The sequence below is a fragment of the Streptomyces sp. NPDC087901 genome, from assembly GCF_044742205.1.
Taxonomy (GTDB): domain Bacteria; phylum Actinomycetota; class Actinomycetes; order Streptomycetales; family Streptomycetaceae; genus Streptomyces.
This window is the reverse complement of record NZ_JBIUUC010000005.1, coordinates 394,845-415,430: the sequence shown is the minus strand read 5'-3', so window position 1 is coordinate 415,430 and position 20,586 is coordinate 394,845. Positions and strand designations below refer to the sequence as shown.

General features: G+C 71.8%; 15 protein-coding genes. 6 read left to right on the top strand and 9 right to left on the bottom strand.

Annotation, left to right across the window (positions count from 1 at the left end):
• Positions 1-42 precede the first annotated feature (42 nt).
• Positions 43-1,026, top strand: coding sequence for a GDP-L-fucose synthase family protein (locus ACIOEW_RS19005; protein WP_401964769.1), 984 nt, complete (start codon positions 43-45; stop codon positions 1,024-1,026).
• Between the two features lie 100 nt (positions 1,027-1,126).
• Here the strand turns inward: ACIOEW_RS19005 and ACIOEW_RS19000 are convergent, their stop codons facing one another.
• The gene (locus tag ACIOEW_RS19000) at positions 1,127-2,629 is read right to left on the bottom strand and encodes a sugar transferase (protein ID WP_401964767.1); all 1,503 of its coding nucleotides are present in this window, start codon (positions 2,627-2,629) and stop codon (positions 1,127-1,129) included.
• 417 nt (positions 2,630-3,046) lie between these two features.
• Here ACIOEW_RS19000 and ACIOEW_RS18995 point away from each other — a divergent pair, with 417 nt between their 5' ends.
• Entirely contained in the window at positions 3,047-4,306 is a 1,260-nt protein-coding gene (locus ACIOEW_RS18995; protein ID WP_401964765.1) for an FAD-binding protein, read from the top strand.
• 88 nt (positions 4,307-4,394) lie between these two features.
• Here the strand turns inward: ACIOEW_RS18995 and ACIOEW_RS18990 are convergent, their stop codons facing one another.
• The gene (locus tag ACIOEW_RS18990; protein ID WP_401964764.1) at positions 4,395-5,387 is read right to left on the bottom strand and encodes an MASE1 domain-containing protein; all 993 of its coding nucleotides are present in this window, start codon (positions 5,385-5,387) and stop codon (positions 4,395-4,397) included.
• 64 nt (positions 5,388-5,451) lie between these two features.
• Positions 5,452-6,285: a PP2C family protein-serine/threonine phosphatase gene (locus tag ACIOEW_RS18985; protein WP_362550448.1), complete on the bottom strand. Its 834-nt coding sequence runs from the start codon at positions 6,283-6,285 to the stop codon at positions 5,452-5,454.
• A 260-nt stretch (positions 6,286-6,545) separates the two neighbouring features.
• Here ACIOEW_RS18985 and ACIOEW_RS18980 point away from each other — a divergent pair, with 260 nt between their 5' ends.
• On the top strand, positions 6,546-6,845 hold the full coding sequence (locus ACIOEW_RS18980; RefSeq protein WP_362550445.1) for a DUF1876 domain-containing protein: 300 nt from the start codon (positions 6,546-6,548) through the stop codon (positions 6,843-6,845).
• 94 nt (positions 6,846-6,939) lie between these two features.
• Here ACIOEW_RS18980 and ACIOEW_RS18975 read toward each other — a convergent pair whose 3' ends face one another.
• Positions 6,940-8,244 carry a pectate lyase gene (locus ACIOEW_RS18975; protein WP_401964762.1) on the bottom strand — a complete coding sequence of 435 codons (1,305 nt, stop codon included), beginning with the start codon at positions 8,242-8,244 and terminating at the stop codon, positions 6,940-6,942.
• A gap of 281 nt (positions 8,245-8,525) precedes the next feature.
• Here ACIOEW_RS18975 and ACIOEW_RS18970 point away from each other — a divergent pair, with 281 nt between their 5' ends.
• Positions 8,526-9,173 carry a DUF6629 family protein gene (locus ACIOEW_RS18970; RefSeq protein ID WP_362550439.1) on the top strand — a complete coding sequence of 216 codons (648 nt, stop codon included), beginning with the start codon at positions 8,526-8,528 and terminating at the stop codon, positions 9,171-9,173.
• Between the two features lie 115 nt (positions 9,174-9,288).
• Here ACIOEW_RS18970 and ACIOEW_RS18965 read toward each other — a convergent pair whose 3' ends face one another.
• Positions 9,289-10,989, bottom strand: a complete 1,701-nt coding sequence (locus ACIOEW_RS18965; protein WP_362550436.1) for an acyl-CoA dehydrogenase family protein — start codon at positions 10,987-10,989, stop codon at positions 9,289-9,291.
• A 60-nt stretch (positions 10,990-11,049) separates the two neighbouring features.
• A complete protein-coding gene (locus ACIOEW_RS18960) occupies positions 11,050-11,661 on the bottom strand; it encodes a TetR/AcrR family transcriptional regulator (RefSeq protein ID WP_401964761.1) in 612 nt (203 codons plus the stop codon).
• Positions 11,662-12,120: 459 nt separating this feature from the next.
• Between ACIOEW_RS18960 and ACIOEW_RS18955 the strand changes: the two genes are divergently transcribed.
• A complete protein-coding gene (locus ACIOEW_RS18955) occupies positions 12,121-12,615 on the top strand; it encodes a lamin tail domain-containing protein (RefSeq protein WP_362550430.1) in 495 nt (164 codons plus the stop codon).
• A gap of 100 nt (positions 12,616-12,715) precedes the next feature.
• Here ACIOEW_RS18955 and ACIOEW_RS18950 read toward each other — a convergent pair whose 3' ends face one another.
• Positions 12,716-14,899 (bottom strand): hypothetical protein, encoded by a 2,184-nt coding sequence (locus ACIOEW_RS18950; RefSeq protein WP_401964973.1) that lies wholly within the window; start codon positions 14,897-14,899, stop codon positions 12,716-12,718.
• A gap of 90 nt (positions 14,900-14,989) precedes the next feature.
• Positions 14,990-17,032, bottom strand: coding sequence for a SpoIIE family protein phosphatase (locus tag ACIOEW_RS18945; protein WP_401964760.1), 2,043 nt, complete (start codon positions 17,030-17,032; stop codon positions 14,990-14,992).
• A 244-nt stretch (positions 17,033-17,276) separates the two neighbouring features.
• On the opposite strand from ACIOEW_RS18945, the gene ACIOEW_RS18940 reads away from it, so the two are divergent.
• The gene (locus tag ACIOEW_RS18940) at positions 17,277-19,166 is read left to right on the top strand and encodes a rhamnogalacturonan lyase (protein ID WP_362555689.1); all 1,890 of its coding nucleotides are present in this window, start codon (positions 17,277-17,279) and stop codon (positions 19,164-19,166) included.
• 43 nt (positions 19,167-19,209) lie between these two features.
• On the opposite strand, the gene ACIOEW_RS18935 is transcribed toward ACIOEW_RS18940, so the two are convergent.
• Positions 19,210-20,517 (bottom strand): DUF6777 domain-containing protein, encoded by a 1,308-nt coding sequence (locus ACIOEW_RS18935; protein ID WP_401964759.1) that lies wholly within the window; start codon positions 20,515-20,517, stop codon positions 19,210-19,212.
• Positions 20,518-20,586 lie beyond the last annotated feature (69 nt).

The following is a 20,586-nucleotide window of genomic DNA, read 5'->3' as shown; positions in this document are numbered from 1 at the left end:
AAAACGTCACCGCGTCATACAGCTGCTGGCACAATCCGAGCCATGACGACTGATCTCCCCGGCCCTCCCCAGGAATCCGTCCCGTCCCTGCTACGCCCCGGCGCCCGTGTGTTCGTCGCCGGCCACCGCGGTCTGGTGGGCTCGGCGCTGGTGCGCCGACTGACCGCCGACGGCCATGAAGTGATCACCCGCGGGCGCGACCGCCTCGACCTGCGCGACGCCGAGCGGACCGGGTCCTTTCTGCGTGATGTGCGTCCCGACGCGGTGGTGCTCGCCGCCGCCAAGGTCGGCGGAATCATGGCCAACAGCACGTATCCCGTGCAGTTCATCGAGGACAACCTGCGCATCCAGCTGAGCGTGATCGCAGGCGCGCACGCCGCCGGGGCCGAGCGGCTGCTCTTCCTCGGCTCGTCCTGCATCTATCCCAGACTGGCCCCGCAGCCCATCCCCGAGACCGCACTGCTCACCGGCCCCCTGGAGCCGACCAACGAGGCCTACGCCCTCGCGAAGATCGCGGGAATCGTGCAGACCCAGTCCTACCGCCGCCAGTACGGCGCCTCGTACATCAGCGCCATGCCGACCAATCTCTACGGACCGGGCGACAACTTCGACCTGGAGACCTCGCACGTCCTGCCCGCACTGATCCGCCGCTTCCACGAGGCGCGGCAGAGCGACGCCCCGGCCGTCACGCTCTGGGGCTCCGGAAGCCCCCGACGTGAATTCCTGCACGTCGACGACCTGGCCGCCGCCTGCGTTCTGCTGCTGGAGCGGTACGACGGTGACGCGCCCGTCAACATCGGCTCCGGCACGGACCTGACGATCCGTGAACTCGCCTCCACCATCGCGGAAGTGACGTCGTATCAGGGCGGGGTCGACTGGGACACAGCCAAACCGGACGGCACTCCGCGCAAGCTCCTGGACGTGTCCCGGCTTTCCTCCCTCGGTTTCGAGCCGCAGATCCCGCTGCGCGACGGAATCGCGCGGACCTACGCCTGGTGGCTGGAACGACAGGGCGCACAGGTCTGACCCGCTCCCGGGGCCGGACCCTGCGGCCGGGTGGACCGTCGCGACTGCGCGACCGCCCACCCGGCCCGCTCTCGTCTCTCTCATCCGACGCCGCCCGTGCTCAGTACGCCCCGCGGCCGTCGGTGACGGCGCGCAGCGTACGGGCCATGAGTCCCATGTCCGTGGCCACCGACCAGTTGTCGACGTACCACAGATCGAGCGAGACGGTCTCCTGCCAGGACAGGTCGGACCGTCCGCTGACCTGCCAGAGGCCGGTCAGGCCCGGCCTGACCGCGAGCCGCCTCAGCTCACGCTCGTCGTAGCGGGACACCTCGTCCGGCAACGGCGGCCGCGGGCCGACCAGGGACATGTCACCCCGCAGTACGTTGAAGAGCTGGGGCAGCTCGTCGAGGGACGAGCGGCGCAGCAGGCGGCCGACGCGGGTCACCCGGGGATCCCGGCGCATCTTGAACATCGGACCGTCGTTCTCGTTCGACGTCACCAGCTGCGCCTTGTGCTGCTCGGCGTCCACCACCATCGAGCGGAACTTCCACATGGTGAACGGCCGGTTGTGCTGCCCCTTACGGATCTGCCGGTGGAAGACCGGTCCGGCCGAAGTCAGCCGGACCGCGGCCGCGATCATCAGCAGCAGCGGGGCCAGGGCGATCAGGCCGAGAGCCGCGCCGGTGCGGTCGACCGCGGCCTTGAGTGCCTGCTGCGGGCCGTGCCGCAGCGGCGGCACGATGTGCAGCAGGGTCAGCCCGGCCGCCGACGAGGGGCGGACCCGGCTGTCGGCGACCTCCGAGAGGTGTGACAGCACGGACAGGTCGAGCCCGCCGTCGTGCAGCCCCCAGGACAGTCGCCGCAACCGCTCCTCGGCGAGCTGCGGCCCCGGCACCACCAGCGCCATGTCCGCTTCGTGGGCGAAGGCCGCACCCAGTACCGTCGAGGCGTCGTCGTCGGCGGGCTCGGGCGCGAGCCGCCCCGGCACCGGAGCCTCGCAGGTCAGGGCCGACGTCCCCACGGGCACGGCGGCCACCACGAGGTAGCCGTGATCCGCCCGGGAATCGAGCAGCCGCACCGCCCGGTCCACCCCCGAGGCCTCGCCGACCACCAGGACGCGGCGGACCGTCCGGTACCGACCGGACCACGGCAGCCGCCGCACTCCGGAGACCGCCGCCGTCGTCAGCAGGCCCGGAATCAGCGCCACGACGGCCGTCGCCGGATCGATGGTGCCGTCGGCCACGGTCCAGAGCACCGCCATCAGTCCGATGAGCAGCAGCCAGTCCCCGGTGGCGGTCGGTGCACCCGGTGGCCGGCCCGTGCCCCGCACCGCGTACCGGCCGCGCGCGGCCCGTACGCCTGACCACACCATCGCGGCTGCGGCCGCGCCGGCCAGGGCCCTGGGCTGTCCGTCGGTGCGCAGGACGAGCCAGGCGGGAATCCCCAGACCGAACAGGTCGAAGCCGATGACGAGTGGCAGATACCGGCCCGGTCTTCTTCTCGGCCCAGGCCGGGCGGAACGGTCGCGCTGTACGGTCCGGCCCTGCCGCAGCCGGTCGAACTCCTGGCTGCGAGGCCTGTGCGAAGCGGTCCGTGGACGAGGCGCCCCCGCCAGTCCCACGGGTCCTGATATTTCGGATTCGGGTAGCTCGACATGCCCCATGAACCCCCCAGTCACAGTTGCATTGCCACAAACGGGACGCATCCGCCGATCCTGTGGACTGACGGATGCGCCATCGCTCGGTGCACGATATCCACACACGTGCCATTTCGCTGGAGTTCCAGTGAAGTTCAGACATGCGAGATGATCCGGGACTCGTCCCGTTCCGTACCGGATCTCAGGTTCTGTGGTCGGCTGTTGGTATTTGGGTCCTGCCGGAACCGGATGGTGTGCGGATTTGTACCTTCACCCGCCAACTACGTTGCGTGGTGCCAGGGTTGATCGCTACGGGCCGCTCGCCTCCGCTGTACCTGCCGCTGTCTGGGAGAATGCGGTGCCGGGGACAGTGCCCGGCCACGAGCGAAAGAGGAACGCACGGTGACTCCCGCGGAGACGAACTGGGCCGGCAACATCACGTTCGGGGCGAGGCGGTTGTGCATGCCCCGTACGGAGGCCGAACTGCAGGAGACGGTCGCCGCCTCCACCACGGTGCGGGCCCTGGGCACCCGGCACTCGTTCAACACGGTCGCCGACACCGCCGGAGACCTCGTCTCGGTGGCCGGGCTGCCACGGACGGTCGACATCGACCCGGCGGCGCGGGCGGTCACGGTCAGTGCGGGGCTCCGCTTCGGCGAGTTCGCCGGTGAGCTCGACGAGAGCGGCTTCGCGCTGCACAATCTGGGCTCGCTGCCGCACATCTCGGTGGCCGGTGCCTGCGCTACCGGAACCCATGGTTCGGGCGTCGGGAACCGCTCTCTCGCGGGGGCCGTCCGGGCCCTGGACATGGTGACGGCGGACGGTGGGACGGTCACCCTGCGGCGCGGCGACGCGGACTTCCCCGGTGCGGTGGTGTCCATGGGAGCCCTGGGCGTGGTGACCCGGCTGACACTGGATTTGGTGCCTGCTTTCGACGTCCAGCAGTGGGTCTACGAGGACCTGCCCGAGTCCGTGCTGACCGGCGGATTCGACGAGGTGATGTCGGCCGCGTACAGCGTCAGCGTCTTCACCGACTGGCGGCCGGGGCCGGTGGGCCAGGTGTGGCTCAAGCAGCGGGTGGGGCACGAGGGGCCGCAGCAGGCTCCGGCCGAGTGGCTCGGCGCCCGGCTCGCCGACGGTCCGCGGCACCCGATCCCCGGGGTCCCGGCCGGGAACTGCACCCGGCAGGAGGGGGTCCCCGGCGCCTGGCACCGGCGCCTGCCGCATTTCCGGCTCGAGTTCACCCCGAGCAACGGCGACGAACTGCAGTCCGAGTACTTCGTGGCCCGGAAGGACGCCGCCGCCGCGTACGAGGCCGTGGGCCGGCTCCGGGAGCGGATCATCCCCCTGCTGCAGATCTCCGAGATCCGTACCGTGGCCGGCGACGACCTGTGGCTGAGCCCCGCGTCCGGCCGTGATTCGGTGGCCTTCCACTTCACCTGGGTCCCCGACGGCGAGGCCGTCGCACCGGTGCTCGCGGAGATCGAGGAGGCGCTGGCGCCGTTCGGTGCCCGCCCGCACTGGGGCAAGGTCTTCGGCACCGCCCCCGATGTCCTGCGCACCCTGTACGCGCGGTACGAGGACTTCGAGAAGCTGATGGCCCGTTACGACCCGGCAGGCACGTTCCGCAACGACTTCCTGGACCTGAACTTCCCCAGGTGACCTCCGGCCGCCTCCCAGTCGGCTTGCTGGGCCGGAACTGCCCCAGTGAACCCGTGCTGCGTCCCGGGCCGGCCCCGCTCCTGCGGGATCAGCGGCTCTCGCGTTCCTCTCCGGCCCGGGACGGCCAGGCGGCCGCGGATCTGCCCGGGGCGAGCTGTTCCACCACATCGGCCAGCTCCTCGCAGGCCTGCTCGATCCGGCGCCGCACATTCTGCTGTTCGGCGACCACGGCGGCCAGCAGCAGAGCGGTGAGCGCGACGGCCCCGTTCAGGATCGTGAGGTTGATCATCACCTCGATGATGGTGTGGTCCGCGAACGGTCCCACTCGCTCCGTGCCCGCGATGATCGCCATGACGGACATCAGCAGGGCGCACGGCGCGCTGCCGGCGAGCTGGAAGCGCAGCGCCGCCCAGATGAGGATCGGGAACAGCAGGTAGAGCATCGACAGCGAACTGCGCGTGGCCAGCAGCGAGCCCGCCACCGCGACGACCAGCAGCGCCCCCGCCTCCGCCCACCGGTCGGAGGCGCGCGGCATCCGCGCCTTGCGCAGCACGAGCAGCAGCGGGGTGACGACGAGGACGCCCATGACATCCCCGGCCCACCATGCCGCCCAGACCGACCAGAACCCGTCGGGGAGTTTGCCGTCGGCCAGCAGCACGACGGTTCCCGTGGTCGCGCTGATGACCATGCCGGCCATCGCGCCGAGGAAGACCAGGACGACACCGTCGCGCAGCCGGTCCAGCTCCGTGCGGAAGCCGACTCTGCGCAGCAGCAGGAAGGCGCAGACGGGCGCGAGCGTGTTGCCCGCCACGACGAGGGCGGTGGACGCCGTCACCGATCCGCTGAGGGTGGCGATGACGAGCAGGGAGCCGAGCGCGATCCCGGGCCAGACGCGCAGCCCCATGTACAGCAGGGCGCTCAGCGCGATTCCGGTCGGTGGCCACAACGGAGTGATCACCGCCCCGTGGACGGTCACCTTACGGAGCAGCCCCAGGTCCGCGGCCACGTAGTAGGCACCGGCGACGGCCAGGATGCGCAGTAATGCCACGGCCGTGCGTCGGTGCCTCTCGCTGCGGATCACGGTTCTCATCAGACACCGGCTGTGACGAGAGGCGGCCGCGTGACACGCGCCGGTCCCCCCGGCCTCATCCGGAGACGGCGGGAAATGCCTCGTGGCGCAGGACGAGCACGGCGGCGTCGTCCGTGTGCCCGGTACGCTCCGCCGTCCCCAGGATCGCGTCGGCCAGCTCGTCCGCACTGTCGCCGACGCGCGAGCTCACCAGCCGCACGACGGCGTCCAGTCCCTCGTCGATGGGGTACGACGGCCCTTCGATCACACCGTCGGTGAGCAGGACGAAGGCCCCGCCGGTCGTGAGCCGCCGGGTGGTGACCGGGTACTCCTCACCGCTCTGGATCCCGAGCGGCAGACCGCCCTCGTCCTCGGTGACGCCGGAGCGCCCGTCGGCCGTGGCCCACACCGCGCCCACATGACCGGCACGGGCACTCTGGAGTTCCCGGGTCCGCGGATCGAGCCGGACGAAGGTGCAGGTGGCCAGGGGGCCGGAGTCCACGGCCAGCAGCAGGTCATTGGTCCGGCGTACGACTTCGCCCGGATCGGTGGCAGTGGTCGCGAGCGCGCGCATCGCGATCCGGATCTGGCCCATGAAGGCCGCCGCCTCGACGTCGTGTCCCTGCACGTCCCCGATGGCGAAGGCGAGTGAGCCGTCCGGCAGCAGGAACCCGTCGAACCAGTCACCGCCGATGTCCAGGCCGCTCTGCGCGGGGGTGTACCGGGCGGCGGTCTGCAGGCCGGGCAGGTCGGGCAGGACCGAGGGGAGCATCCCGCGCTGCAGTGCCTCGGCGAGCTCCACCCGCGCCTGATGCAGCTCGACCTCCCGGCGCGCCTGCGACGTGAGGTGCTGGAGGGTGGTGAGCAGTTCCTCGGCACTGGCCGGGCGGGGAGGGCGACGCCGGTTCATGGGCCTCTCCGCAGGGCAGGTGGTGGCCATCTGCGCCACAGTTCCGTCGTGGCGGGTCGGTCCGGGAGCCCGACGCTGGTGACCCGGAGGGCAAGGGCCGCGGCCCGGCGGCTGCGGGCGTGGTCCCTGCATCCTATTTCGGTCAGGGGATCCGCGCAGGCCGAGCCGGAACGGGCGTGCGGGGCCGGTTGGGTGGATGCTGGGAATGGACCCGTACGGCGGCGGGCGCCCGCCTGCCGGTGCGGCCCGGGAGGTGCGCGATGAATCGCACGATGGAGTGGACGGTCCGTGTCGATCTGTCGGAGGACGACGGGACGACGAAGGCGGAGGCGGTGCTGGACACCGGCACGGCGAGACTCACCGGCCACGGGGTCGCCCGATGCAGCCCGCAGGACCCGGACGTGCCCGCCATCGGTGACGAACTGGCGGCCAGCCGCGCGATGCGCGATGTCGCCGGTCAGCTGATGAGTGTGGCCGACCGCGAGCTGGGGCAGGCAGGTGCGGGATCCGGGGACGGGCCCGTGCCGCCGCCGTACGCCTGGTCGGACGCGACGGCCTGACACCGGTCCGGCTGCTGCCGGCGGGGCATCGCCACGGTCGTGGACCCGCCCGCCCCGGTGTCCGGGGCGGGCGGGCCCGGTACGTCACCGGTGATCAGTCGACATAGGTGATGTCGGAGGTGGCGTACAGGCAGTTCGTGCTGTCCGGGCCGGTGCCCGTCTTGGTGGGCTCGCCGCTCGTCACACCCTTGTACTTGGTGCAGATGTCGATGTCCCGGTCGCCGTCGTCGTAGATCGTCACGCCGGAGAGGCGGGCGGTGTCACCGTAGTTGGGGTTGATCCCCACGAGACCGTCGCCCGGCGCGGTGATCCATACGTTCTGCACCTGGACGTGCCGGCCGTACTGCGTCGAGCAGTTGCCGCAGGAGCGGTAGAGCTTGCCGAAGTCGCTGACCTGGAAGTTCTTGATGATCAGGGTGCCTCCCCCGTTGTGCTGGAACACCTTGTCGTCCGCCAGCTTCGCGCCGCCGCCGTCGATCGTGCGCACCAGCGAGGAGGAGCTGCCGAGGAAGGTGGCGGCATCCTCGCCCACGTCCTCCCACCACACGTTCTTCAGGGTGCAGGCGCCCAGGCAGTGCACGCCGTCGGCGGCGGGGGAGCCGAGGATGACGTTTTGCAGCGTGGCGCCGTCCGCAAGCTCGATCAGGGCCGGCTGGTCCTCGTCCTGGCTGTCACTGCCCAGGTCGCCACTCCCGTAGAAGCGCTTCAGACCGCCGTCGTAGGTGCCGGAGACCTTCATCGTCGAGGTCACGGCCTGGCTGCTGGTGGCCGTCGGCCACGCGGGAGGGGAGCCGGGGTCGGTCGGAGGGTCGGTCGGCGGATCCGTGGGCGGGTCGGTCGGGGTCGAACCGGCCGCGGTGAACGTCCAGCGCTTGCTGGTCACCGAGTCACAGGAGTTCTGCTGGACGAGGGCGCCGGCCGCGGCCGAACTGTCCTTCACGTTCAGGCACTTGCCGCCGTTGGCGTTGACGACCTGGTACGTGTCGCCGCTGACCTGGGCGAGCGTCCACACCTGGCCGGCTCCGCCGGTGCAGCTCTGCTGCTCCACGGCCTTGCCCGCGCTCGTCGAGGCGTCGCGGACCCCGGCACACTTGGCGCTGTGCGCGGCGGTCAGGGTGTAGCCGCTGCCGGAGGCCTTGAGCTGCCACGACTGGTTCGCCGCGCCGCTGCAGGACCGCTGTCCGAGCTGGACGCCTTCGGAGGTTCCCGCGCCGGGAACCTCCAGACACAGTCCGCTGCCCGCGTTCGACAGGCTGTACGAGCCGGCTGCGGGGGCCGCCGTCGCGGAACCGGTCGCGAAGAGTGCCGTGAGTCCCGCGAGAACGAGCGAGGCGATCGCGACGAACGAGGCGGCTGCCCGGCTGCCTCTGCGTCTGGCATGCTGATTTCTGGTACGCACGGGTATTCCTTTCACCGCCTGCGGTGTCCTCCGCAGGCACCAATGAGTGGGTTGGTGCGGTGGTAGGCAATCCCTCGACCATCGGAACGACGTTCCTGATGTTCCGTATGGTGAACCGAGTTCTTGTATGAGAACAGCGGTGACGGTACGTCAACGGCATGCACCGGTCAAGAAGTGGGAGTGTCATGCTTCGGCACCCGCCCGGCCGGGCCGTAGCGTGACCGGGGGAGCGGCCGCGGCGGAGACCGGCCGACGGATATGACGAACCCCTGGGTGGCGCCATGTGCTGGAGTGCGACCGCCGATCTCGTCGCGGGTACGGCGATCGCGGCGATTGGCGCGGCCTGCGTGGCCCGGACCCGCCGGGCCCGGGACCTTCCGCTGGCGGCGCTGCCGCTGCTCCTGGGGGCCCATCAGATCATCGAGTCCGTGGTCTGGCGGTCGGACGGCGGTGCCGGTCCGGCCACCGTGGCCTGGGCGGTCATCGCCCTGCCGGTCCTGGCACTGTGGGTGCCGCTGGGCGTCATGTGCGCCGCCCCGCCGCACACGCGGCGCCGGCTCGTGGTCCCGCTGGCGGCGGGGGCGGCGACCTCGGCCGCTCTCGCGTACAGCCTGGCGGCCCGGCCGGTGACGGCGCAGATCCGCGGGCACACCCTCGGGTACGTCCTGGACCTGCCGCGGCCGGAACTGCTCGTGGCGGGCTACCTCCTGGCCACCGTCGGATCGCTGCTCCTGTCCGGCGACCGGGTGCTGGCATGGCTGGGCGTGCTGGTCGCGGGCGGGGCCGCGGTCTGCGCCGCGCTGTGGCGTCTGGAGTTCATCTCCACCTGGTGCGCGTTCGCCGCCGTCTGCTCGGTGGTCCTGCTCGGCTGGTCCGGCAGGCGCAGGGCCGGGCCCGCGGACCACCCCGCCCGGCCGGCCGGACCGTGACGGACACGGCCGGCCGGGCAGAGGCGATCGACCGGGCGGCCCCGGCCCGCGCCCGCAGGGCACCGATTTCGCGCTGAAGGCGCAGCAGACGCGGCCCCGGCCCGCGGCCGCGGGCTCAGGCCTCGCCGATGTGCCGGGCCACGACCGCGGCCGCGTCCGTGCCCCGCGGCAGGATCCCGTACTGGTGGCCACGGCCCTCACCGAGCCGGGCCTCGACGAACGCCTCGGCCATCGGCGCCGGGGCGTGACGCAGCATCAGCGAGGACTGCAGCGCCAGCGCCATGCCCTCGACCGTGGCCCGGGCCCGGGTCTGCGCGGCGACCGGGTCGCGCAGGTCCTCGGCGAGCTCCCGCCGCACCCGGCCGATGTGCGCGTCCAGTACGGCGCTCGCCCCGGACATGCCGTCCAGTTCGGCCCAGAACGCCTCCAGGGACTGCGGGGTCCGGGCGATCCCACGCAGCACGTCGAGGGCGATGACATTGCCCGAGCCCTCCCACACGGCCATCACCGGCTGCTCGCGGTAGCGGCGCGCCAGCGGCCAGTCCTCCGTGTAGCCGTTGCCGCCCAGGCACTCCAGCGCCTCGTAGGCGTGGTGCGGGCCCCGCTTGCAGATCCAGTACTTTGACACCGCGGTCGCCAGCCGCCGGAACATCGCCTCCTGCTCGCCGCTGTCCGCCTCGTACGCGTGGGCCAGCCGCATCGACGTCCAGGTCGCGGCCTCCGTCTCCAGTGCGAGGTCCGCGAGGACCGCGGTCATCGCCGGCTGGTCGGCCAGTCGCGCGCCGAACGCGCTGCGGTGGCGTGCGTGCCAGATCGCCTCGGACACCGACTGGCGCATGCCCGCCGTGGTGCCGAGCACGCAGTCCAGGCGGGTGTGGTTGACCATCTCGATGATCGTGGGAACACCCCGGCCGGGCTCGCCGACCCGCACGGCCCAGGTGTCGTCGAACTCGACCTCGCTGGACGCGTTCGACTTGTTGCCGAGCTTGTTCTTCAGCCGCTGGACCCGGACGGTGTTGCGTGTCCCGTCGGCCAGCACCCGGGGCACCAGGAAACAGGTGAGGCCCGCCTCTGCCTGCGCCAGAACCAGGAAGGCGTCCGACTGTGGGGCGGAGAAGAACCACTTGTGGCCGGTCAGAAGGTGGGCCCGGCCGTCCGCGTCGGAGGCTACCGGCACGGCCCGGGTGGTGTTGGCGCGGACGTCGGACCCGCCCTGCTTCTCCGTCATCCCCATGCCGAAGGTCAGGCCCGGCTTGGCGGCCGGGGCGAGCGGCCGCGGGTCGTACGAACGGCTCAGCAGTCCGGGCAGCCAGTCCCGGCCGACCTCGGGATCGCGCTGCAGGACCGGGACCACGGCGTGCGACATCGACATCGGGCAGGCGTGGCCCGGCTCGATCTGGGCGAACAGCATGAACGTCGCCGCCCGTGCGACGGCGGCTCCCGGCTTGGGATCGGCCCAACCCGCCGTGTGTGCGCCGTGCTCCACGGCCGCGCCGATGACCTCGTGATAGGCGGGGTGGAAGTCGATCTCGTCGACCCGGTTGCCGTACCGGTCGTGGGTGCGCAGGACGGGCGGGGAGGTGTGGGCGAGCTCGGCGTTGTGCTGGAACGCCTCCGAGCCGACCAGCCGGCCGATCCCGTGCAGCTCCTGCCCGTGCCACCCCGCACCGTACGCGTCGACAGCCTCGGTGAGGGGCGTGTTGGTGCCGTACTCGTCGAGGCCGGTGCGAGGCGGCGCCTGGTTGGTGACCTCGTGCGTGCGGTGCGGTGCGCCGGCCTCGGGGTGTGGGACGGCCGGGGTTGCGGTGGTGGTCATGGCGGGACTCCTGTCTGGGGTTCGGGACGTTCGGCGCGCAGCGGCAGCGGGTCGCCCGGGTCAGCCGGCGGGGGCCCCGACGGCCCTGAGGCACAGCGCCGTGATGCCGTCCACGACCGGGCCCGGGTCGGTGCGTTCGCCGACGGGGGAGAGCGGGCCGAGCAGCGCCTCGCTGACCGCGCCGATGACGGCCGCGGCCGCGAGCCGGGGGTTCTGGGCGGGCAGTTCACCTGTTGCCACACCCGCGGCGACGACCGACTCGGCGAGCGCGTGGTAGCCGCGCCGGTAGGTCAGCCGCTCCTGCTCGACGAGCGGATCGACGGGCTCGGCCAGCAGCGCCCACGCCGTGCGCGGACTGCGCAGCGCACGGTACGAGAACACCTCCACCAGCGCCCGCACCTGCTGCGCCGCCCCGCTTTCCGCCTCCACCGCCTCACGCACCGCGGCGAGCTCGTGACCGGCGACATGGCGGAAGACCGCGGCCAGGAGCTCCTGCTTCGAGGCGAAGTGGTTGTAGACGCTGCCGGTGGCGACGCCGGCGCGGTCGGCGAGCGCGGCGATGCTCGCCGCGGCGTAGCCGCCCTCGGTGAGCAGCTCCCGTGCGGCGTCCAGGAGTCGCGCCCGGTGAGCGAGCCGGGTCGCCTCGGTACGGGCGGTGGATCGGTAGGCCATGATGTTCTGAACCTCGATTCATACCTTGAGTACCACTCAACCACTCCCGGCGGATCCGCGCAATCACGGGCTTCGATCGATGTTCGAGGGAACCTCCGTGCTGCTTTCCCGGGGTAACGGAACGGGCGTTCAGATCCGGCCGGGCGGCCGCTGTTACGGGTCCTGGGGCCCGGGTGGCCGAGGTGGGGAGGAAGTGTGGCGGAGGCGTGGAGGTGTGCCGGCTTCCGTCAACCCGGTGCCGTGCGGGTGGGTGCAGCGGACAGCGATTGACAGGTACCCGGAGGTTTCGGTGGATGTCGCGTACAACCGCGTGTGACGGAAATGTCTGCATCTCGTAACACGTGCCGGAGTGGTGTCCGGGCGCCGGGCGACTGGGGCCAAGGTTTGCCTTCCCGGCACCACGCCGGGGCCGAACAACGCCCGGACCGCAGGGTCCGAGCCTGCACTTGAGGGGTCTTCATGTCCCGTTCCGCACGACGGATCACCGCTGCTGTTCTCGCTTCCGGCGCGCTGGTCGCCGCCGCCGCCCTCCCGGCGGTCGCAGACGACCACGACCACGGCCACGGCCGTGGCCACGATTCCCGCTCGGCCGTTGTTCTGGGCAAGATCCAGTACAACAGCCCCGGCCGGGACAACGGCTCGAACCGGAGCCTGAACGGCGAGTGGGTCACCGTCACCAACACGAGCCGCCACTCGGTCAACCTGCGCGGCTGGACCCTGCGTGACGAGAGCCACCGCACCTACAGGTTCGACCTGCGTCTGCCCGGCCGCTCCTCGGTGCGTGTGCACACCGGTGTCGGCCGCGACAGCCGTACCGACGTCTACCAGGACCTCCGCCGCTACGTCTGGGACAACAGCGACACGGCGACCCTGCGGGACGCCAACGGCCACAAGGTCGACTCCAAGTCCTGGGGCCACCGCTACGGCGGCCACCACTACGGCGGCCACCGCTGACCCGTCGGCGGCCCGCCCACTGAACCCGGGGCGGCCGCCGATGGCCTGACCGCGGCGCACCACGGCCCGACCGCCGTGGTGCGCCGCACCCGTGTCCGCATCAGGAGGTGCCGGCGGCCGCCGCACGCTCCTCGTTGAGCGCCGCCACCGCCCCGCGCACATCCCCGATCGTCGTGTAGTCGACGGCGACGAAGTTCACGGGACTTCCCCGTTCCCGCTCGCACCGGTGAGCCCGGTCCAGCACCCAGTCACGGGCGTTGACCTTTCCCGCGTCCAGCCGGCTGCCGCCCGCGACCGTGATGAAGTGGTTCAAGAGGAACAGCCGCTTGCCGGTGTCCCCGCGGTACGGGACACAACTCATCTCGGCGGGGGAGCGGAAGGCGAACGGTGTCTCCATCCCGTACCGGTAGAAGTTGCGGTACCAGGGCGCGGGCCCGTCGGCCTTCTCGGCGAAGACCACGAGGCGCCGGCCGCTGTCGACCATCTCGCCCAGCGTCGGCCATGCCTTGTCCGGGTCGGGGTCCGGTGTGTGGAGCAGGTCATCGAGTCCGGCCTGCCGGAAGGCCCGTTCGGTCTCCTCGCCGCTGATCGCGTCCTGCACGATCAGCGTGACCACCTCGCCCGGATGCTCCCGCATCCAGGTGCCCAGCGCGGTAAGGGTGGGCACCAGCTCGATCGCCCCCGCCCGGCACACGGCGTGACACAGCCACAGGCCCTTCCGCGGCGGGTTGAGCCGGTCGATCGCCGAGGCGATGAGCCGCCGCTGCTCCGGGGAGAAGTCGGGGGTGTCCAGCCGCTCCGTGATCTCCTGCGACGTCTCCCAGTGGTACGTGTCGATCTGCAGCGCACGCGCACCCGCGTCGAGCTGCGCAGTGATGTCGGGGTCCTGCAGCGGTCCGATGAAGCGGTCGTACGTGGTCGAGTTGGCGTTGTGCGACGTCACGTAAGCCACCTCGTCATACCGCATCTCGCACAGCCGGGCGCTGCCCTGGCAGGCGCGAGGCACGGGCTGGTTCACGCCCAGGGGTACGAGCAGCACCCCGGCCATCGCCGCGCAGCCGGCCCCCGCGGCCAGAGCCCGGACGCGCGGCACGGTGAACGCGGCCCGGGGCCGTGTCCGGACGGCCCAGCCCGCCGCCACCAGAAGCGCTCCGATCACCAGCGGGACCAGTGCGGCGGTCAGCGCGGTGACGGCGATCCGGTCGAAGGCGGCATGCTGGAGGTCGTCCACCAGGGCGGTCACGCTCGACGGCCAGGAGTCCGGCGGGGTCACCACCCGTCCGCCGGTGAGCAGGCGCGCGATCAGAACCGCGAGTCCGGTGAGGACCGCGCCCGAGGCGAGGGCCCAGCCCATCACCATCAGCCTCCTGCCGGAACCGGCCGCGGACGCGAACCACAGCACGGCGAGGGAGGCCACGCCCAGCACGGCCGCGATCGCCTCCACCAGACCGAGACCCTCGTGCGTCACCGCGCGCGCCCGGTGGACGGCGTCCAGATCGTTCCCCGACGCGGCGAGCGCCTGGGTCACGTCCCAGGTGCCTTCGCCGACCGTGGCCCGCAGTTCGGCCGCCGAGGCCCGGGTCCGTGCCGTCACCGCTTCGGGGGCCACCGCCGCCAGCGCCGTGGCCACATCGCCCTCGGCCAGGGCGACCGAGACCTCGGGACGCAGCGCGGCCCGGCTGTCCGCCGGTACGGACCGCAGCAGCGCGTCCGTCGCCTGCTCGGCCTGCCCGGCGGAGAGCGGCAGCGCCGGCAGACCGTCCGGGATCCGCCCGGCCACCAGACCCTCCAGCGCCCGGTCGAGATCGGCGGAGAAGGCGGCGAAGTCCGGCTCGGCGCGATTCTGCAGCGAGGCCACGAGATCGCCGAAGTAGATCTGGGTGAGGTCGCCGAGGTTGGCGGCGACCGGCCGCAGATCCACGGTCAGGCGGAGCGTGTCGACGTCACCGCGCAGATAGCCGACCACGCTGTCGATCTGCTGGTGGGTCAGGTCACGGACCTTCTCCGGAGGCAGCACCACCTTGATGTTCGAGGTGATGATCGCCTCCGGGACCGGCAGCCGCGCGAGGAGGTCCCTGGTGACGCCCGACGCCTCGGGGTCGACGAGCACCTCGTCGTACAACCGGTCATAGGCCCCCTGGCCGTCGAGCACCGACTGATAGAAGGACGGCGAGACCAGGGTGCTGCGCGCAGTCGCGGTCAGGGCCATCACCAGCGTGCACAGGGCGGCCAGCACGAACGCGACGGCACGCAGGGGGTGCGGCTTCTCGCGGAAGGTCTCCATGCCCGTGCCCATGCCCGTGCCCATGCCCTCATGCTCCGTCTCCCCGGACAATGCTGCGAGCCGGAGCCGCCCGAGGCCCGTGCCTGCCCGTCAGGAAGCGCCGTCGGACGGGATCTCCTGCTCGGTCCACAGGGCCTTCCCGTCGGTGCCGTACCGGGTGCCCCAGTGCGTGGCGAGCTGGGAGACGATGAACAGGCCACGGCCGCCCTCGTCGACGGTGCGGGCATGGCGAAGATGCGGGGCCACCGGGCTGGTGTCGTGGACCTCGCAGGTGAGGGTGCGGTCCAGCAGCAGCCGCAGATGCAGCGGCGGAGTTCCGTACCGGACCGCGTTGGTGATCAGCTCGCTCACGATCAGCTCGGTCGCCTCGATCGTCTCCTCGTCGAGGTTCCAGCCCTCGAGCCGGTCGCGGACCAGGGTGCGGGCGATGGCGGGCGTGGTCCGGTCGTGGGCCAGTTCCCAGGTCGCGACCCGGTCGGGCGGGACGACACCTGTCCTGGCGAGCAGGAGCGCGGCACCGTCCGGGTGGGCGTCGGGGGGCTGGTTGTAGACGACGGCGTCGCACAGGTCCTGGAGGGGGCGGTCCGGATAGGCGAGCGCGTCCTGCACCCTGGTCACAGACCGGTCGCCGGACAGCAGCGAACCGGTGAGGAAGGCCAGCACACTGCCCTCGTCGAGTGTGATCGTCGCCGTGGCGAACGGTGCGCTGTCGTCGGAGAACAGCGGCGGCCCCTCGGGCACGTCGAGGGCGATCGGACGGCCGTCCGGATGGATGGCGACCGGCGCCGGATGCCCCGCCCGAGCCACCGTGCAGGTCCGGGCGAAGGGGTCGTAGACCGCGTACAGACAGGTCGCCGTCAGCGGCTGGCGGTGCAGCGAGTCACCCGGCGGAAGCGACCGGCGCTCCCGCGCGAGGCGGTCGGCCGTGTCATTGAGGCGGGCCAGTACCTCGTCGGGGTCCAGGTCGAGACCGGCCAGGGCATGGATAGCGGTACGCAGCTGCCCCATGGTGATGGCGGTCTGGAGCCCGTGCCCGGCGACGTTGCCGATGATCAGCGCGGTCCGGGCACCGGACAGCCCGATGGTGTCGAACCAGCAGCCGCTGTTGCGTCCCGGAAGCAGCACATGCGCGGTCTCGACGGCGATCCGGTCGCCGTTGAGCTGGGGCAGGAGCCTGCGCTGGATGGTCGAGGCGATCACATGGTCGTGGGCGTAACGCCGCGAGGTCTCGATGCTCAGCGCCGTATGGGCGGCTGCCGTCAGCGCGAGCGTGAGGTCCCTCTCGTCGAACGGCTCGGAACCGGGGAAGCGGTACAGGCTCACCAGGCCGAGGAAGGCCCCGTGGAGTTTCATCGGCGCCACGATCAGGGAGTGCGCGCCGGTCGACGTGACCATGTGCGAGGTGACCGGATCCGAGTCCAGCCACGGGGTGCCCGGGCCGAGCTGGACGAGCCGGGGCCGCAGATCGCCGGCGGCGAGCGCGTACGGCGTACCCGCCGGCAGCTGCCGCATCACCCCCACCGCCGTGTCCCCGTCGGACCCCCCCTGCGCCGCGCGGCGCAGGGGGACATCGAGTCGCACAGGGCTGAGCGGTGCGCTCGAACCGCGCAGCACCTCGTCGACCACCTCGACCACGGCCAAGTCCGCGAACTCCGGCATAAGTGCCGTGACGACACCCTGGCAGATCGTCTCCATGTCGAGGGAGTGGCCCACATTCCTGCGGACCGCGGCCAGCGCGTCCACCCGGGCGCGCGACTTCTCCCGTTCGTTGACGTCGACGACGGCGGCCAGCAGCCCGAGCGGCCGGCCGGCCGGGTCGTCGAGGCGGTGGACGGTGACCAGCAGACTGCGGTCGGGCCCGGGCGCCCCCATGAGCTGGCCGAGGATCACATGGTTCAGGACGGGCACACCGCTCTCCAGCACGCCGCGCAGCAGTTCTTCCGACTCCCCGGGGTCATGGAGCCGGTACGCCTCGGTGAAGTACAGTCCCACGATCCGCTCGGGCGCGACCGCGTCGGACAGGGCGTTGACGCGTTCCACGCGCAGGTCCGTGTCCAGGACGTGCAGTCCCACAGCGGACTGGCTGAACAGTGTGTCCAGGAGCGCCTTCGCCATCTCGTCGGCCCGGGGCATCCCTGGGACCGGTGCACCGGCGTCCGGCACGTCGTACCCCCATCTGGCTCCGCCGCCCCTGCGAATCGGCAGCTCTGCGGACAGCCTGCGCACACCCCGCCCGGCCCGCCACCGCGCCGCGGCATACGGGTGAACGCTTCTCCGGGCTGCCGCCTCAGATCCGGTACGCACGGGCGGCAACCTTTTCGGTCCCGGCGGGCACTGAGAGGTACCCGACCCACCCCCACTCCGGAAGGCACGCACCGTGGCTCCTGAGCATCCCCGTTCCCCCCGCGGACGCCGCAGCACCCGCACCCGTACCCTGATCGGCGCCGTCACGGCGGGTCTGCTGGCCGCCGCCGGACTGGTCGCCACCGGCCAGGCCTCGCAGGCCGCGACCCTGCGCCAGGCGGAGGCGCTGGACCGCGGCGTCGTCAGCGTCCACACCGACGCCGGCAACCTGATCAGCTGGCGCTGGCTCGCCACCGACGCCGACGACGTGTCCTTCAACGTCTACCGGGCGGGCACCAAGGTCAACGCCTCGCCGGTCACCGGCTCGACGAACTACTTCCATGCCGGGGCCCCCGACTCGGCGGACTACACGGTGCGCGCGATCGTCGGCGGCGTCGAGCAGAGCGACTCCGTCCACGCCGTGCAGTTCCGCAGCGGCTACAAGGACGTGCCCATCAGCCCGCCCGCCGGCGGCACGACCCCCGACGGCGTGGCCTACACCTACGAGGCCAACGACGCGTCCGTCGGCGACCTCGACGGTGACGGCGCACTCGACTTCGTACTGAAGTGGCAGCCCACCAACGCCAAGGACAACTCCCAGTCCGGCTACACGGGCAACACCATCGTCGACGGGATCAAGCTCGACGGCACCCGCCTGTTCCGTGTCGACCTGGGCCGGAACATCCGATCGGGCGCGCACTACACCCAGTTCCAGGTGTACGACTACGACGGCGACGGCAAGGCCGAGGTCGCGATGAAGACCGCCGACGGCAGCGTGGACGGCAAGGGCACGGTGATCGGCAGCGCGTCGGCCGACTACCGCAACTCATCCGGCTACGTCCTGTCCGGACCCGAGTACCTGACCATGTTCAACGGCAGGACGGGTGCCGCCATGGGCACCGTCGACTACGTCCCCGCGCGCGGCACCGTCTCCTCGTGGGGCGACAGCTACGGCAACCGCGTCGACCGCTTCCTCGCCGGCACCGCCTACCTCGACGGCTCCCGGCCCTCGCTGATCATGGCCCGCGGCTACTACACGCGTACGGTGATCGCCGCCTGGGACTGGCGGAACGGAGCGTTCACCCGGCGCTGGACCTTCGACACCAACAGTTCGACCAACTCCGGCAAGGGATACGACGGCCAGGGCAACCACCAGCTGTCGGTCGCCGACGTCGACGCGGACGGCAAGGACGAGATCGTCTACGGCGCCATGGCCGTCGACGACAACGGCAACGCCCTGTGGACCACCAAGAACGGCCACGGCGACGCCATGCACGTCGGCGACCTGGACCCGTCCCGCGCGGGTCTCGAGGAGTTCAAGGTCGACGAGGACAGTTCGAAACCCTCGTCCTGGATGGCCGACGCGAAGACCGGCCAGCTGATCTGGTCGACGCCCGCCAACGGCGACAACGGACGCGGTGTCAGCGACGACATCTGGTCCGGCAGCGCCGGCGCCGAGTCCTGGTCGTCCGCGGCCGACGGGGTGCGCAGCCCCAAGGGCACCGTCGTCGCGAGCCGCAAGCCCTCCAGCGCCAACTTCCTGTCCTGGTGGGACGGCGACACCACCCGGGAACTCCTCGACGGCACCCACATCGACAAGTACGGCACCTCCGCCGACACCCGGCAGCTGACCGGGGCATCGGTCCACTCGAACAACGGGACCAAGGCCACCCCCGCGATCTCCGGCGACCTGTTCGGCGACTGGCGGGAGGAAGTGGTCTGGGCGACCACGGACAACACCGCTCTGCGGATCTACTCCACGCCGTACGAGACCGCCACGAAGATCACCACACTGCTCCACGACACCACCTACCGCACGGCCCTGGCCTGGCAGAACACCGCGTACAACCAGCCGCCGCACCCCAGCTTCTTCATCGGGAGCGGGATGGCGACGGCGCCGAGGCCCACGGTGTCGACGCCCTGACCGACGGACGGCCCGCCGGGGGACCGGCGGGCCGGAACGGCCGCTACACCGACCCGTCCGAGGCCCCGTCACCGGAGGCCGGCGGGGCGGGCGGTGGAGCCTCGGACTCCCCGGTCTGCGGTGTCACGGGCTCCGGGGCCGACTCAGAGGTCGGCGGCGGGGCCTCGGAGGAGGGCGGAGGTGAGGGAGGCGGCTCCTCGGACGTCGGCGGCGGCGAGGGCGGTTCGGTGGAGGGCTCACCGGAATCCGTCGAGGGTGACGACGGCTCATCGGACCCCGGGGAACGGGAGGAAGAATCCGAGGGGCAGGGGGCGGCCGTACCTCGGCCGGACTTCGGCGGACACGGGGAGGCGCTCGAGTCGGCGGGCGGGTGGGTCTTCTTGTCGCCGTCGCCCGTGTCACCGGCGTCCCGTTCGAACCAGCCGTCGGTCCGGGGGTCGAACATGACGAACACGTCCACCGGCTGGGGAGCGGGCTCCACCACCACGACGTTCGAGGCCCGGTAGCCCGGCCAGGGATCGCCCTTCACCTCCGGCGTGCCCTTCAGCGCGACCGGCGGCAGCAAGGGGTTGCCGCAGGCGCAGCGCACCCTCGGTACACCGCGGTCGTCGACCAGGACCGCCGTACCGGCCTGGAGCACTGCCTGGTAGCTCGTAGCGGCGCCGTTCTCGTACCCGTGGTTGGTGACCCGGGTGTCGAGCCGGAGCTGGACCGGTGTGAGCGCGCGCAGATACGCCGGGACGCCGGACGGGCCGATGCCCTCGACGGAGGCGAAGGCCTTGTTCTTGGCGGGCTGGTCCGTGAGAGCGGTGATCTGCTTCTCCACGTCGCAACTGGCCACCTTGCGAGTGCCGCCGTACAGGCCGGGGGCCGAACCGTCCACGCCCTGGGTGACGTTGCTCCCCGTTCCGGAGGCGCTCGACGCCGGACTCGGCACGGCGGTCGGCGTCGCGTCGCCGGATGCGCTGCGCGCGGTCGAGCCGGTGAACGGCTCGCGGCCGGCCGAACCGGCCGCCTGGAGGAACACCTCGCCCCCCGCCGAGTCCGAGCCGTCCGGTCGGGTGAGGACGACGGCCAGCACCACGGCCGCCACGACGGCGACGGCGATGGTCGCCACCTTGGGGACCGACCGCCACCAAGGGGTGCGGGGGCCGGGCCCCGGGTCCTGCGGGGTCTCTCCAGGACCGCCCGGACCACCGGGTCCGCCATGGCTGCCGCCGGAGGGCGGACCGGCCGGCGGACCGGACGGGCGCTCGGGAGGCGGCGGGACGGGCCCCTCCTGCGAAGGGCCAGAAAGCGGTCCTGAGGGCGGCCCCGTGGGGCGGCCGGACGACGGGGGCTGGTCACTCACGGCTCATCTTCCCCCTACCAGGGTCGTTACCGAATTCTTCAGGTATCAGCCATTGTGTTCCCCGCACCG